12 protein-coding genes and 1 tRNA gene are annotated in these 12,623 nt (G+C 64.5%); 8 read left to right on the top strand and 5 right to left on the bottom strand.

Annotated features, from left to right (window positions below; all coding sequences use genetic code 11):
• Position 1: 1 nt before the first annotated feature.
• A complete protein-coding gene (locus HOLFODRAFT_RS0201080) occupies positions 2 to 724 on the bottom strand; it encodes a cyclic nucleotide-binding domain-containing protein (RefSeq protein WP_005037300.1) in 723 nt (240 codons plus the stop codon).
• 69 nt (positions 725 to 793) lie between these two features.
• Positions 794 to 1,360, bottom strand: coding sequence for a manganese efflux pump MntP (locus HOLFODRAFT_RS0201075; RefSeq protein ID WP_005037304.1), 567 nt, complete (start codon positions 1,358 to 1,360; stop codon positions 794 to 796).
• An 81-nt stretch (positions 1,361 to 1,441) separates the two neighbouring features.
• On the opposite strand from HOLFODRAFT_RS0201075, the gene HOLFODRAFT_RS0201070 reads away from it, so the two are divergent.
• The gene (locus tag HOLFODRAFT_RS0201070; protein ID WP_005037306.1) at positions 1,442 to 2,281 is read left to right on the top strand and encodes a class I SAM-dependent methyltransferase; all 840 of its coding nucleotides are present in this window, start codon (positions 1,442 to 1,444) and stop codon (positions 2,279 to 2,281) included.
• Here the strand turns inward: HOLFODRAFT_RS0201070 and smc are convergent.
• The gene (gene smc, locus HOLFODRAFT_RS0201065) at positions 2,256 to 5,762 is read right to left on the bottom strand and encodes a chromosome segregation protein SMC (protein WP_005037308.1); all 3,507 of its coding nucleotides are present in this window, start codon (positions 5,760 to 5,762) and stop codon (positions 2,256 to 2,258) included. The two genes, HOLFODRAFT_RS0201070 and smc, sit on opposite strands and share 26 nt — an antisense overlap.
• A 189-nt stretch (positions 5,763 to 5,951) precedes the next feature.
• Here smc and HOLFODRAFT_RS0201060 point away from each other — a divergent pair, with 189 nt between their 5' ends.
• From HOLFODRAFT_RS0201060 to HOLFODRAFT_RS0201035, 6 genes are read left to right on the top strand one after another with little or no spacing between them, the layout of a single operon-like run.
• A complete protein-coding gene (locus HOLFODRAFT_RS0201060) occupies positions 5,952 to 6,668 on the top strand; it encodes a hypothetical protein (RefSeq protein WP_005037309.1) in 717 nt (238 codons plus the stop codon).
• Positions 6,668 to 7,390, top strand: a complete 723-nt coding sequence (locus HOLFODRAFT_RS0201055) for a PilN domain-containing protein (RefSeq protein ID WP_005037311.1) — start codon at positions 6,668 to 6,670, stop codon at positions 7,388 to 7,390. Before HOLFODRAFT_RS0201060 ends, HOLFODRAFT_RS0201055 begins: the two co-directional genes overlap by 1 nt.
• A complete protein-coding gene (locus HOLFODRAFT_RS0201050) occupies positions 7,387 to 7,944 on the top strand; it encodes a hypothetical protein (protein ID WP_005037313.1) in 558 nt (185 codons plus the stop codon). Before HOLFODRAFT_RS0201055 ends, HOLFODRAFT_RS0201050 begins: the two co-directional genes overlap by 4 nt.
• Positions 7,941 to 8,597, top strand: a complete 657-nt coding sequence (locus tag HOLFODRAFT_RS0201045) for a hypothetical protein (protein ID WP_005037315.1) — start codon at positions 7,941 to 7,943, stop codon at positions 8,595 to 8,597. Before HOLFODRAFT_RS0201050 ends, HOLFODRAFT_RS0201045 begins: the two co-directional genes overlap by 4 nt.
• Before the next feature lie 21 nt (positions 8,598 to 8,618).
• Entirely contained in the window at positions 8,619 to 10,850 is a 2,232-nt protein-coding gene (locus tag HOLFODRAFT_RS0201040; protein WP_158412895.1) for a hypothetical protein, read from the top strand.
• Between the two features lie 2 nt (positions 10,851 to 10,852).
• Positions 10,853 to 11,317: a type II secretion system protein gene (locus HOLFODRAFT_RS0201035; RefSeq protein ID WP_005037318.1), complete on the top strand. Its 465-nt coding sequence runs from the start codon at positions 10,853 to 10,855 to the stop codon at positions 11,315 to 11,317.
• 4 nt (positions 11,318 to 11,321) lie between these two features.
• Here the strand turns inward: HOLFODRAFT_RS0201035 and HOLFODRAFT_RS0201030 are convergent, their stop codons facing one another.
• Together HOLFODRAFT_RS0201030 and HOLFODRAFT_RS0201025 are read right to left on the bottom strand one after the other, a co-directional pair.
• Positions 11,322 to 11,651: a DUF2023 family protein gene (locus HOLFODRAFT_RS0201030; protein ID WP_005037319.1), complete on the bottom strand. Its 330-nt coding sequence runs from the start codon at positions 11,649 to 11,651 to the stop codon at positions 11,322 to 11,324.
• A gap of 8 nt (positions 11,652 to 11,659) precedes the next feature.
• Positions 11,660 to 12,148: a flavodoxin gene (locus tag HOLFODRAFT_RS0201025; RefSeq protein WP_005037321.1), complete on the bottom strand. Its 489-nt coding sequence runs from the start codon at positions 12,146 to 12,148 to the stop codon at positions 11,660 to 11,662.
• Positions 12,149 to 12,444: 296 nt separating this feature from the next.
• Between HOLFODRAFT_RS0201025 and HOLFODRAFT_RS0201020 the strand changes: the two genes are divergently transcribed.
• Positions 12,445 to 12,531, top strand: a tRNA-Leu gene (locus tag HOLFODRAFT_RS0201020).
• Positions 12,532 to 12,623: the final 92 nt, after the last annotated feature.

Here is a 12,623-nt window from a genome sequence, read left to right as displayed (position 1 = left end):
GTCAGGCATTCCGCTCGAAAAAGAGCACCACCATGCCGAAGCCCACGCGGTCCCCGGGTTTCAGCTCCCGGGCATCCCCCAGGATGAGTCGCTCACCCTTGACATAGGTGCCGTTGGCCACCCCGTGCTCCTCGACCATGAAGTAGCGGCCGTGCTCGCACAGGATCCTGGCATGCCGACGGCTCACACTGAGCTGGGGATCCTCCTCCGTGAGATCGATATCCGGATGGATGCCCGTGTTGGGATCGAAGCGCCCCACCAGGGCGCCATGGGAATTAATGAAGAACTTTTTGCCAGAGATCACCGAAACCAGACAGGCGGAAGTCCCCTGAACCCTCATGCGCTGGCTGCGTCCTGGGTCCTCGACCTTGGCCGCGAGTTCCCGATTCCGCTGGGCCAGACGCTGCATCATCTTCACCGAGACCTCTGGGTTCTGGCGGATCATGCGGAGGAAGGTCCCACGGCTGATGGTGATCAGGTCCGTGTCTTCAAGGGCCACAGCCGTATTCATGCGAGGTATGGGCTCCAGCAGGCTGCCTTCCCCGAAGAAGTCTCCCTTGGCCAGCTCCTCGGACCAGTCCCCCGCGGGCTCGTCCCCGACGTAGAGCCGCACCTTGCCTGACAGGATGATGTACATCTGCTGGGCCATTTCGCCCTTGCGGTACACCGTCTCGCCCTCGCGGAAGCGGAGTTTGCTTTGATCGATGAAGCTGGATTCGGCCATGGTCTACCTGGGACTAGCTCCACAATAACCGGGAGAACTGGAGGGGGGAACGGCGGAAACGTGATTTCTTCATGCAACCAAGTGACTGACCAGGATCTTGAGCCCGATCCCGACCAAAACCACCCCGCCTCCCAGCTCCGCCCAGCGTTCGAACCTCGCTCCGATGCGTTTGCCGAACTCGCAGCCCACCAGAGAGACCAGGAAGGTGACCACGCCGATGAGGATCGCGGGCCCCAGGATGGGCTTGTGCAGCACGCTGTAGGAGAGCCCGACTGCCAGGGCATCGATGCTGGTGGCCACCGCCAGGATCAGCAGATTCCGCATGCTCATCACTCCCTTGTAGACCTCCAGATCGCAGGTGGGATCCTTGATGCCAAAGGACTCATAAATCATCTTGCCCCCCACCAGGGCCAGAAGACCGAAGGCGATCCAGTGGTCCACATGCTCGATGTGGGACCTGAAGGCGCCCCCCAGCCCCCAGCCCAGGATGGGCATGAAGGCCTGAAAGAGCCCGAAAGCCAGGGCCGCCCGCAGGGCATAGCGGACCTTCATATCGGGAATACATATGCCACTGGAGATGGAAACCGCAAAGGCGTCCATCGAAAGGCCAAGGGCGATGAGGAGGTGGGTAAGCATGGGGAAAGGGTATCAGACCAGGGTGCCCGCCCTTATCCAGCGCCCGGGCCTGATATGCTCCCATCGTGCAACGAGGTCGGCATGGAGAAGGAGTTGGACTGGGCGCTGCTCTGGCGCCAGCTCATTGAGCGTCGGACCCGGGGGAAGGCCCGCCAGCCGGAAGACGCCTGGGAGGGCCGGGCCCAGGCATTCAACGAGCATGTCAGGATGCGCTGGGATCGGGAGGATTCCAGCCGGAGCTTCCTTCTGGATCTCCTGAAGGCCCACCCGGGTTCCACCGTGCTCGATATCGGTGCCGGAGCAGGGGCATGGGCCTGCATGATCGCGCCCCACGCCGCCAAGGTCACTGCCCTGGAGCCTTCAAGCGCCATGCTCGCCATCATGAGGGAGAACATCCGAACCGCTGGCGCCGGAAACATAGAAGTCGTGCAAGGGGCTTGGCCCGGGGCCGCGGTGGAGAAACACGATTTCTGCCTATGCTCCCACGCCATGTATGACAGTCCGGATCTCCCAGCCTTCGTGCGACGGATGGAGGAGCTCAGCAGGAAGGCCTGCTTGCTGCTCTTGCGGGCCCCCGAGCCCGATGGCGTCATGGCGGAAATCGCCCGCAGGGTCTGGGGCCATCCCTACGACAGCGCAAACTTCCAGGTGGCCTACAACTGCCTGCTCCAGATGGGCATCTTCGCTAACGTGCTCATGGAGGACGCGCGGCCGTGGAAGACCTGGAGCCACGCCAGCATGGACGAGGCCTTTCTGGAGGTGAAGGAGCGGATGGGGCTGAAGGAGGATTCCAGGCATGATTCCAACATCAAGTCCATCCTTCAACGCAGGCTCACCCTCCGGGAGGACCGCCTAGTCTGGCCCTCGGGGGTTAGATCGGCCCTGGTTTACTGGTTCACACCAACTGCTCCGCATCCCTGAGCTGAACGCTCACCAGCCGCGAGATCCCCCGCTCCTCCTGAGTAACGCCGTAGAGCGTATCGGCGGCCACCATGGTGGGCTTCTGGTGGGTGATGACGATGAACTGAGTGCTTTCCTTCATCTTCTGCACCATGGCGGCGAAGCGGCCCACATTGGCCTCGTCCAGGGGGGCGTCCACCTCGTCCAGCACACAGAAGGGGCTGGGCTTGAAGTGGAAGATGGCGAAGAGGAGGGAGATGGCCGTCAGGGCCTTCTCACCGCCGGACAGGAGGGTCAGGGCCTTGGCGGACTTGCCCGGGGGCTGGGCCGTGATCTCGATGCCGCACTCCAGCAGGTCCTTGGGATCCTGAAGGGTCAGGTGGGCGGTGCCCCCCCCGAAGACCTCCCGAAAGACCTCGGTGAAGCGGGCATTGATGAAATCGAAGGCCTCCTTGAAGCGTTCCTCGCTGGTGGCGTTGATCTCCTTGATGGTGGACTCCAGGTTGCCGATGGCGTCGAGCACATCCGTCCGCTGCTGGTTCATGAAGCTGAGACGCTCCTCGGCCTCCGCCAACTCCTGGATGGCCAGGGGATTCACGCTCCCCAGGTCCAGACGCTTGGATTGGAGTTCGCTGAGGCGGGTCTGGTGCACCAGTTCGCCCTCATCCCAGGCCGCCCGCTCTTCCTCCGAGATGGAGGCCAGGAAGTCCGGCACCGTGAGGTTGAGGGCCAGCTCCACTTCCTTGCTGAGGGCCTCCTGGCTCCCCTGGACCTGGGCCCCCTGGATGAGGCTGTCCTGGTGGAGCTGCCGGGCATTCTCCAGGGCCTGCTGGAGTTCCCGGGCCATGCGCTCCTGGACCCGAAGGGATTCTCCGGTCTCCTCGATTTCGGGAAGAAGAGTCCCCATCTCCTCCTGGAGCTTGTGACGCTCGGACAGGAGCCCCTGGGTCTCGGCCTCCAGTTCCTGGATGCGAGCCTCAGCGGTCTGGGCCCGGCCCTCAGCCTGGGCGATATCAGCCTCCATGCGCTTGCGCTCGGCCTCCAGATCGAAGGCGCTCCGCTGGAGCTGCTGGAGGTGGCGCTGAAGACCATCCCGTTCTGCCCAGGCCGAGGCCCGCATCTGGGTGGCCTCCACCAGGGTTTCCCGCCGGTTTTCCAGCTCCCGCTGAGCGACCATCTGCCGCTCCTCGGCGGCGTGGATCGCCCCTTCAATCTTTTCTTCCTCGGGGTTTTCCTGGGCGGTCTCCATCTCCCGGAGAGACTTCTTCAGGGCCTCGATTTCCGTTTCCAGCCTCCCCCATTGCTCATCTGCCCGGATCTGAGCCTCCTGGATCTCCTGGAGCTGCTTCCGGGCCGAAGTCTGGCGCGACTTGAGATCCTCCTGGGAACGGCGGGCCACCAGACGGTCCTCCTCCATCTCCCGGAAGCGTTCGGTGGCCTCCTGCATGCGGGAGGCCTTGGTCTTGACCTCGGATTCCAAGGCCTCGGTGCGGTCCAGCAGCTCCTCGCGGCTGCGCTTGGTGGCCTCCAGATCGGCCCGCAGCTTGAGGGGCGAGGCCGCAGGAGCCTCAGCCCCCACCTGGATGGGGCCGTAGGGCAGCCTGAGGAGGTGGGGAGAGACAAAGGCCAGATCGGGGTGGGCCTGGGCGAGCCCCGGCAGGACCTCGTCGGAACACGTGAAGGCTCGATCCAGAAGGGATGCCAGGATGCGGGGCCTGCCGGGCTTCCAGCGGATGCCGAAGCCCAGCGGTGCGCACCCTTCGGGCGGCGCGGGGGGCTCGGCCCCGGAGCCCACCGAGACCAGGAGCTGGCCGGGGGCATCAACGGCCAAGGAAGGATCGCCCAGCGCCACGGACTGGATCCAGGTGCCCAGGAGGCGTTCGAGGTCACTGCGCTGCTCCTCGGCCACCTCCAGTGCATCGGCGAAGGCCACCGTTTCGTGGCTTCGCTCCCGAAGCCACGAAAGGGCCTTCTGCATGGCCTCCGAGCCCCCGGCCTGGCGCACCAGCTCCGAGAGCTGGCGGAGGCGGCGCTCCTCGGCGTCCAGGGCGCCTTCGCTCTCCCTCAGGGCGGCAGATGCCACGCGATGGGCATCGGAGTGTTCCTGCCTGGCCCTGGACTGGATCTGGAGGGCCTCCTCCATTTCCTCTAGACGCGCCTCGGCGGTCTCCAGTTCGCGGCCCAGGCGCTTCTCGTCGGTCTGGAGAGACTCCAGCCGGGGGGCCCGCAGGGCCTCCTCGTGATTGAGGGCGTCCAGGCGCCCCTCCAGCTGGGCAATCTGCTGGTGGACAGCCTGACGCTGCCGCTGGATCTGGAGCGCGGCCTTCTGGACCTCGGCCCGCTTGTCCCGGAGCTCCCGCAGCTCGGATTCCGTGCGTCGCAGGGCTCCCCCCGCCAGAGCCACAGCCTCCTCGGCCTCGGACACCAGGTCCTGCCGGGCCTCCAGGGCGGCCTCGGCCCGCTTCAGGGAGGCCTGGAGGCTTTCCAGTTCTGCACTGGAGCCCTCGGTGCGTGTATCCAGTTCCTGGAGGCGGGTTCTCAGCAGCTCCACCTGCTGCTGGGCCTCCTGGATGCGCTCGCCCTGAAAGCCCCGATCCTGGTCCAGGAGCCCCAGGCGCTGGTCCACCCCCAGGATGGAACGGGAGCGCCGGTCCTGGGCGCTTCGCAGCTCCTCCAGGCGGTAGCGGAGGTTCTCCACCTCGCTGGCCTTCTCGGAAGCCTGGGCCGTGAGGAGGGCGATCTGGCGCTCCAGGGTGTCCAGGTTCTCCATGATGCGGTCTTTGGCGGCCTCCAGTTCCACGGCCTTGCCCGCCAGGAGGATGCGCTGGGTCTCCTTGAGGGCGGCATCCAGCTCCAGGGCCCGCCGGGCCTTGGCGGCCTGCCGCTTGAGGGAGTCCTGCTGCTTGCCCAGCTCGAAGAGGATGTCGTCCAGGCGCTGGAGGTTGGTCTTGGTGTCCTCCAGGCGGCGCTCGGCATCGGCCCGGCGGTTCTTGTACCGGGTGATCCCGGCGGCCTCCTCCAGGAGCTGGCGCCGATCCTTGGGCTTGGTGGACAGGATGAGATCGATCTGCCCCTGCTGGATGAATGAGTAGGCCCGGGTTCCCATGCCCGTGTCCATGAGGAGATCCTGGACATCCTTGAGGCGCCCCTCCCGCCCGTTGATACGGTACTCGCTGCCCGAGTCCCGATAGAGGCGCCGGGAGATCACCACCTCCCGGGTGGCTCCGGGCAGGGCCGGATCCGGCATCTCCAGGGTGAGCTTCACCTCGGCCATGCCCATGGGCTTGCGCTGGGAAGTGCCCGCAAAGACCACATCCGCCATCTCGGCGCCGCGCAGGGCACTGGCCCGCTGTTCCCCCAGCACCCAGGCCAGGCTGTCCGAGATGTTGGACTTGCCGCAGCCATTGGGCCCCACCACGGCGGTCATGCCGGCGGGGAAGCTGAGCTTCTGGGGGTCCGCGAAGGACTTGAAGCCGTGCAACTCAAGGGCAATGAGGCGCAATCAATTCTCCTGGGGAACATTCCGTCTGTTCACTCCATAACCATGCCAGGACGACGGCTCTTTCGCAGAGGAGAACTGCGTCACACGTCCAGCCCTTTGGAAAGCCGCCGCGGGACGATAGACTCGATCGGTAAACAAGCACGAATCGGAGAGCATTTTGAGCGATACCCCAGCCCCCAGGGAGATCCCATGATCAGGTCCTCTGGCGGTCCCGTAGTCTGGGTGGAACCCAGCCGACTCCAGGCCGGAGGCCAGACGAAGGCCCCCGGGGGAGTCCCCACAGAGGACCACTTGGCCCAGGTCCTCGCGCCCCTGCCCGCTGGCCCCACCCGCTGGATCGTGGATGATCTCTGGGCTCCATCTCTCTTCCTGCAGGATGTGGTGGAGCTCCCCAAGGGCACCGAAGCTCGGGAGGCCTTTTTCCAGTGGCGCTACACCCAGGGGCTCGGCCTGGAGGGGCCCCAGGCCGTGCAGGCCCTGGCCATCGGAAGTGCCTGGCTGCTGGTGGGCATCCCCCAGTCCCTGGTTGAGCCCTGGACCCAGGTGGCCGCGAAGCTCGCCCGCCCCATCTTCGCCATGGTCCCCCGCTGGCTCTGGCTCTACAACCGCCTGGCTCCCTCCCAGGAAACCCCGGGGATGCTGCTTTCCCTGGCCCCAGCAGAGAGTGGGACCTTCACCGGCTCCCTCGTAGCCTGGGGCGGTACCCTGAGCCTGATCCGCCAGTGGCACGAACCAGCCGACGCCAACACCTGGATGCAGGAGCGTGTCCTGCCCACCCTGGCCTACCTCCAGCGGGAGGGCTCCATGCCCCACGGCCTCTGGATCTGGGGCAGCAGCACCTGGCCCTCGGGTCCTGTGCCCCACCACATCCTGCCCCCTGAGATTCCTGCCCAGGAGGCCTTCTGATGGGCCTGCCGATCCTCAAACTCAATCTCGTGCCCCCCCCCTCCCTGTGGAGACGCCACCACATGGCTCTGGGTCGCGGAGCGGTGCTCCTGGGCATGGTCTGTCTCCTGGCCGTGATCGGCCTCACGTGGCAGGCTCGGAACCAGGCCCGGAAGGCCGGTCGCCAGGCCGTGCTCATTACCAGCCAGACCCGGGATATCGCACGGCAGGAAACCCAGCTCATTTCGGAGCTCCAGGAGATCGATGTGGAGCGGGAAACCCCGCGCTGGAAGCTTGCGGAGCGCATCCTCACCGAACGAAGCGTCCCCTGGACCCGGATCACCTCGGAGCTGGAGCGGAACCTCTCCCAGGATGTCCGCCTCAAATCCATCCAGCGGACCCGGGGCAACGACAAACAGGTGGAGATCAAGCTCAAGGGAGAGGCCAAGACCCGCGAGGCCGAAGTGGCCTTCATGGCAGCCCTCCACAAGAACCCCTTTTTCGCTCAGGTGATCCTGGAACGGGAGGCTGAACGCCAGGGGGGCGGTATCGATTTCGACTACACCCTGATCGCCTCGGCAACCCCGCCAGCTTACACCCCCCTGCCCACCTACGGTCCGGCAAAGAAGGCGGCCGCCGCCCCTCCCCCAATGCCCACGAAACCCCCGATCCCCATGAAATCAGCTGTTCCCAGGCAGCCCCCCGTCATCCCGCAACCGCCCATGCCCGGGAGGCGGCCATGAACGCGAGCATGCGATCCAGTTCGATCTGGGCTGCCGGGGGCGGCGCCCTGGTGCTCCTGAGCCTTCTAGCAGGACTGGTCATGCTCCCCGATGCTCACCGCACCCGCACCCAGAAGCAGCGGGCTGCCCAGGAGGCCCAGAAGGCATTGGATACCCAGCGGGAAGCCCTGAAGACATACGCTGATCTGGCCCAGAACATCCAGCAGGGCAGGAAGCAGCTGGAAGACCTGGAATCCAGATTGCCCAAGGGCTCCGTGGGCGAGCTCCAGTGGGACCTCAGCCGGACCCTGCACCAGGAGGCCCAGAAGGCCGGTGTCCGACTGGCAACGGTCAAGTTCGGCCTCCCCAGCCGCGAGGGCGCCAAGGGTACGGAAATGGAAAGCCTGGAGGTGGAGTTCACAGCCCTGGGAATCTATCAGGCACATAAGAAGTTCATGTTATCCCTTGAAAAGGCGAATCTCCCCTTTGCTGTCTCCAGCGCCCGCCTGGAGGAGAGCCCCGAAGGGGCCCGCCTCGGGGTGACATTGCGGACCTTCCGCCGGGTGGCCCCATGACCGCGCCCCGCACCTCCTTCCAGAACCTCCTCCAGGAACTGCGCACCAAGCGGTGGACCCAGGTCGCCCTGGTCGTCATGGTGCTTCTCTGCGCCTACGTCTTCTGGCCAGAGGCCCCCAAGGGCCGGGGGCGCACCGCATCTGGCTCTCAGTCCTCAACCCGCTTGGAGCCGGCCCAGCTCCAAGCCTTGCGGAGCCTTGGAGATCTCGCAGGGTTGCGCCGGGCTGGGGAATTGCCGGGCGAAGACCGGATGTACCGGGATGTATTCCTCTTTGACACCCCGCCCCCCCCAGCTCCCAAGCCCAAGCCGCTGCCTCCGCCGCCCCCCCCCAGCCCCGAGGAGCTCAAGGCCGCCCAGCTGCGGGCCGCCCGACAGGCGGAACAGGGCACCCAGCCCAGCCAGCTCCGCTACCTCGGCCACCTGGAGAGCCGCAGTTCTGGGCGCATCGGAGCCTTCATGAAGAGCGAGGAGCCCATCACCCTCAAGAAGGGGCAGCTGGTAAACCCCAAGTGGCGGCTCCAGGAGCTCACGGACGAAACCGCGGTCTTCCAGAACCTCACCTACACCGATATGCGCTATACCCTGCGGGCCACCGAAGCCCAGGCTGGCGGCCCGCAGTCCGCGAGTCGCGCCAAATCCAATGAATTCTGATCCCGGATGCAAATGATGGCCATGACCCCACGTCCCTCCCACCTGCGCCCCGCCCTGGCGGCCACCCTGTGCCTCAGCCTGAGCCTCGGTTGCGCCCTCCACAAAGCCCAGAAGGCCTTCGAGGAAGGCCGCTACGAAGAGTCGGTGGAAGCATATCGGGAGGCCGTCCACAGTGATCCAACCAATGTCCAGGCCCGCATCGGCCTGCGCCGCAGCGCCTCCATGGCCGCAGAGAAGCATCTGGAAAAGGCGCGGGAATCCGAACGCAAGGGGCAGAATGCCAAAGTGATCGATGACGTCCGGAAGGCCTTGATCCTGGACCCCTCCAATACCCACGCCCAGGAGTGGATGCTCAAGCTGGAGAGGGAAGCCGAAGCACAGAGGAGCAAGACCGCACCCGAGGAGAGCCTGGAATCCATCCGGGAACGCTCCGAAGCGAAGCCCACCTCATCCTTCGAGATCAATCCCCGCTCGTTTGAGAGCCTGGATCTCAACTTCACCCGGAAGACCAGCCTCCGCGAGATCTTCGCCACCCTCAGCAAGACCACCGGAGTGAACATCCTCCTGCACACCTCGTTCCAGGATTCCAGCATCTCCGTGGATCTCCGGGGGCTCAACTTCCAGAGGGTCCTGGACTCCCTGATGCTTCAGAACGAGCTCTTCTATAAGGTCATGGACAGCAACTCCATCATGATCTTCAAGGCCACCCCCGCCAACCGCCAGCAGTTCGAGAACCAGGTCATCAAGACCTTCTACCTCTCCAATGCCACGGCTGACGACGTAAAGGGCATCTTCAGCGCCCTCCAGCCGGAGATGAAGACCTTCGTGGACAAGCGCCTCAACGCCATCACCATCAAGGCCAAGCCCAACGAGCTTGCGGTGGCCTCCCGGATTGTCAAGCAGCTGGACAAGGCCAAGCCCGAAGTCATGGTCTACATGGAACTGCTCGAAGTCACCGAGAGCAGCAAGGAGCAGGTGGGCCTGATCCCCATCGTCAGTGCCACGGATACCACCGGGACATACCGCATGGGGGCGACTCTGGACGGGGCCGGGAGCATGAACTCCTTGACCGGAACCCTGAATATTTCCAAGAGCAGCATCCAGTATCTCCTCCCGAACCTCGCCCTTGACGCCCTGAAGTCCTCGGGTGACGCCAAGCTGGTGGCCAGCCCCAACGTGCGGGTCGTCTCAGGCGAAACCGGCGAGATCAACATCGGCGACAAGGTGAGCACCACCCAGTCCTCCCTGGGGACGGTGTCCTCCACCAGCACGACCAGCACCTCCAATCTGACGACTTCCACCAGCTACAGCTACGAGGATGTGGGCGTGAAGATCAAGGTGGAGCCCCGGGTCCACTTCAACGGCGACATCACCATCAAGATCGAATCCGAGGTCAAGACCCTGAAGTCCAGCTCCACGGCGGGTCGCCCTGACATGGGCCAGCGCATCATCAAGACCTCCGCCCGCCTTCGGCAGGGCGAGACGGCCATCTTCGCCGGCATGCTCAAGGATGACGAGCAGAAGACCAAGCAGGGCATCTGGGGCATTGCCGACATCCCGCTGATCGGCGATCTCTTCAGCAGCCATTACAAGAAGCGGGACAAAACGGACGTGCTGCTCACCATCCGGGCCGCCCTGGTCCGTCGGCCCGACCTGGACGCCGAAGACTTCGAAGCCTTCGACCCGGATCTCTCCAGGAACGGCCCCTTCTCGCCCCGTCCGGACGCCAACCACAAGCCAGGGAAGCCTGTTCACCTGGGCCCATCCTCTAGGCCCGCCCCGGAAGCCCCGGCGCCCCCGGCCACCCCCAAGGAGCCTGTGGAGGAAGCCCCCAAGCCAGTTGCCAAGGCAGAGGCAGCCACCTCGGACTTGGTGTGCTTCCTTTCCCCCATGAACGTTCAGGTCGCCAAGGGACAACGCGTCCAGATGGCCCTGCAGGTCAGCGGCGGCAAGGGGGTGAGCAGCGGAAGCTTTGAACTCCACATCGATCCCAAACTGAAGCTGCATCAGGCCAGTGCCGGAGACTTCATCTCCTCCGAAGGCGGCACCCTCGAACAGTCTGGGAAGGATGGCGTCCTGAAGTGCAGCTTCAAGCGCCCCACCACCAACGCCGATAGCGGCACCCTGGTGAACCTGGACCTGGAGACTCTGGAGGCGGGCAGCGCCCCGGTGCTGATGCAGAACGGCACGTATATGGTGAACGCCAACCCGATCCCGGGTCGGGTCATCAACGCCCTGGTCACCGTGGAATAGCCATGCTCTGGAAGCGCTCCCAGCGCGGCTTCACTCTCCTGGAGATGCTCACCGTGGCCACGGTCCTGGTGATCCTGGCCTCGGCGGTCATCCCCATGGTGAAGAACGGCATCACCCGGCAGCAGGAAATCGAGCTGCGCCGGAACCTGCGGGAGATGCGCACAGCCATTGACAACTACAAGGCCATGGCGGACCAGCAGAAGATCACAGCCCCTCCTGTGGCGAACAACGGCTATCCGGAATCCCTGGAAGTCCTCGTGGAAGGCGTATCTCTCACCGGCAAGACCACCAAGATCCGCTTCCTGCGGCGAATCCCGGTGGATCCCTTCACGGGCAAACCCCAGTGGGGCCTTCGCTCCGCCCAGGACGAGTCCGACAGCACGAGCTGGGGCGGCGGAAGCGTCTTCGACGTCTACAGCCTTTCGGACCGCAAGGGGATGAACGGGATTCCCTACAAGGAGTGGTGATCCCCTACCCCGCTTTGGCCAGGGCCTTCCGCTGAATGTAGCGGCGGCACTGTCCGAGGCGGCTGTACCCCAGCATGATGCCCAGGATGAAATCCTCCTCAGGACTCAAGGTCTCCAGAGGCTTCCGGCACATCCGGGTCACCACCTCCACGCACAGGGGATCCCCCAGGAAGATGTTGATTCGGCTTTCGCTGACCCGCTCGACATGGAAGCAGATGCCCCGACGCCGAAGACGCTCCACGGCCCCGGATTCCAGCGAGCTGGGCAGCGTGTGCAGGACAAGGCTCCTGAGCCCCTTCTCATACTCGTAGATGTGGTGTGCCAGGACTCGCATACGGGCTCCTACAGCTCCCTGACCCATCGACCCAGCCGCTCCTCGGTCAGATGGGACTGGCTTGCCTCATCCAGCACCAGCCCCGCAAAGCGCCCCTCCACAACAGCCCTGGAAGCATCAAAGGCATAGCCATCGGTGGGCCAGTAGCCAACCCGAACAGCCCCGGCCTTGGATACGGCCTCATGGAGTATTCCCAAGCCATCCACGAAAGTGTCTGGGTAGCCGGAGGCATCTCCGAGCCCGAATAGAGCCACGGTCTTTCCGGTCAGATCCAAGCCGCGCAGCTGTCCCACAGCGCTCTCCCAGTCGTCCTGGAGATCCCCCGCTCCCCAGGTGCTGGTTCCGAGGAGAATGCGGTCGAAGTCCATCAGGCTCGCCATCCGGAAGGTGGCAACGGATGCAAGCCGGGTCTCACCCGGCAGCAGCTTAGCGAGCCTTCCCGCAATGCGTTCCGTATCGCCGAGGGTTGAACCGAAGAGGATCAAATTGCTGGGCATGCATTCTCCTTGCCGGCCACCAATGCCGGTACAGATCGTGTCAAAGAGAGGGCGGGCCTGAGGGAGGGGCAGACGGATGCGTATCACGGAGAAGCCTCTTTTGCTTACAGAATGAAGCCGTAGCCCAGCCTGGGCGGCGGTGGTGCATTTAGTTTATTGAGACTCATTCTCAACATCAAGCCCAATTTCCACCCCGGACACGGCTCTCCCCTAAAATTCGTGCTTGCCATGCTCCTCAACCCGCGATACGATTTGGTTTCACGCTGATCAGCCTCGAGGGGTGCGGCGGAATCCAAGCGGATATGGCGGAATTGGTAGACGCGCTAGCTTCAGGTGCTAGTGGCCTTACGGTCGTGGGGGTTCGAGTCCCTCTATCCGCACCACCTAAACCGGCACCTTGCGTGCCGGTTTTTGACTTGCCAGGGCGTCCGGCCCCCTCCGGACTCGACCCCCTTCGCGGCACGGGACTGCGGGA

Origin of the sequence: Holophaga foetida DSM 6591 (genome assembly GCF_000242615.2) — a bacterium.
In the GTDB taxonomy this organism is placed as follows: Bacteria; Acidobacteriota; Holophagae; order Holophagales; family Holophagaceae; genus Holophaga; species Holophaga foetida.
This window is presented reverse-complemented; position numbering and strand designations above follow the sequence as displayed.

What these genes read in the sequence shown, in the direction of transcription:
- HOLFODRAFT_RS0201070 (WP_005037306.1), top strand. Translation starts at nt 1,442, where the DNA reads ATGGAGAAGGAGTTGGACTGGGCGCTGCTCTGGCGCCAGCTCATTGAG.
- HOLFODRAFT_RS0201080 (WP_005037300.1), bottom strand. Translation starts at nt 724, where the DNA reads ATGGCCGAATCCAGCTTCATCGATCAAAGCAAACTCCGCTTCCGCGAG.
- HOLFODRAFT_RS0201040 (WP_158412895.1), top strand. Translation starts at nt 8,619, where the DNA reads ATGACCCCACGTCCCTCCCACCTGCGCCCCGCCCTGGCGGCCACCCTG.
- HOLFODRAFT_RS0201045 (WP_005037315.1), top strand. Translation starts at nt 7,941, where the DNA reads ATGACCGCGCCCCGCACCTCCTTCCAGAACCTCCTCCAGGAACTGCGC.
- HOLFODRAFT_RS0201050 (WP_005037313.1), top strand. Translation starts at nt 7,387, where the DNA reads ATGAACGCGAGCATGCGATCCAGTTCGATCTGGGCTGCCGGGGGCGGC.
- HOLFODRAFT_RS0201055 (WP_005037311.1), top strand. Translation starts at nt 6,668, where the DNA reads ATGGGCCTGCCGATCCTCAAACTCAATCTCGTGCCCCCCCCCTCCCTG.
- HOLFODRAFT_RS0201075 (WP_005037304.1), bottom strand. Translation starts at nt 1,360, where the DNA reads ATGCTTACCCACCTCCTCATCGCCCTTGGCCTTTCGATGGACGCCTTT.
- HOLFODRAFT_RS0201060 (WP_005037309.1), top strand. Translation starts at nt 5,952, where the DNA reads ATGATCAGGTCCTCTGGCGGTCCCGTAGTCTGGGTGGAACCCAGCCGA.
- HOLFODRAFT_RS0201035 (WP_005037318.1), top strand. Translation starts at nt 10,853, where the DNA reads ATGCTCTGGAAGCGCTCCCAGCGCGGCTTCACTCTCCTGGAGATGCTC.
- HOLFODRAFT_RS0201025 (WP_005037321.1), bottom strand. Translation starts at nt 12,148, where the DNA reads ATGCCCAGCAATTTGATCCTCTTCGGTTCAACCCTCGGCGATACGGAA.
- HOLFODRAFT_RS0201030 (WP_005037319.1), bottom strand. Translation starts at nt 11,651, where the DNA reads ATGCGAGTCCTGGCACACCACATCTACGAGTATGAGAAGGGGCTCAGG.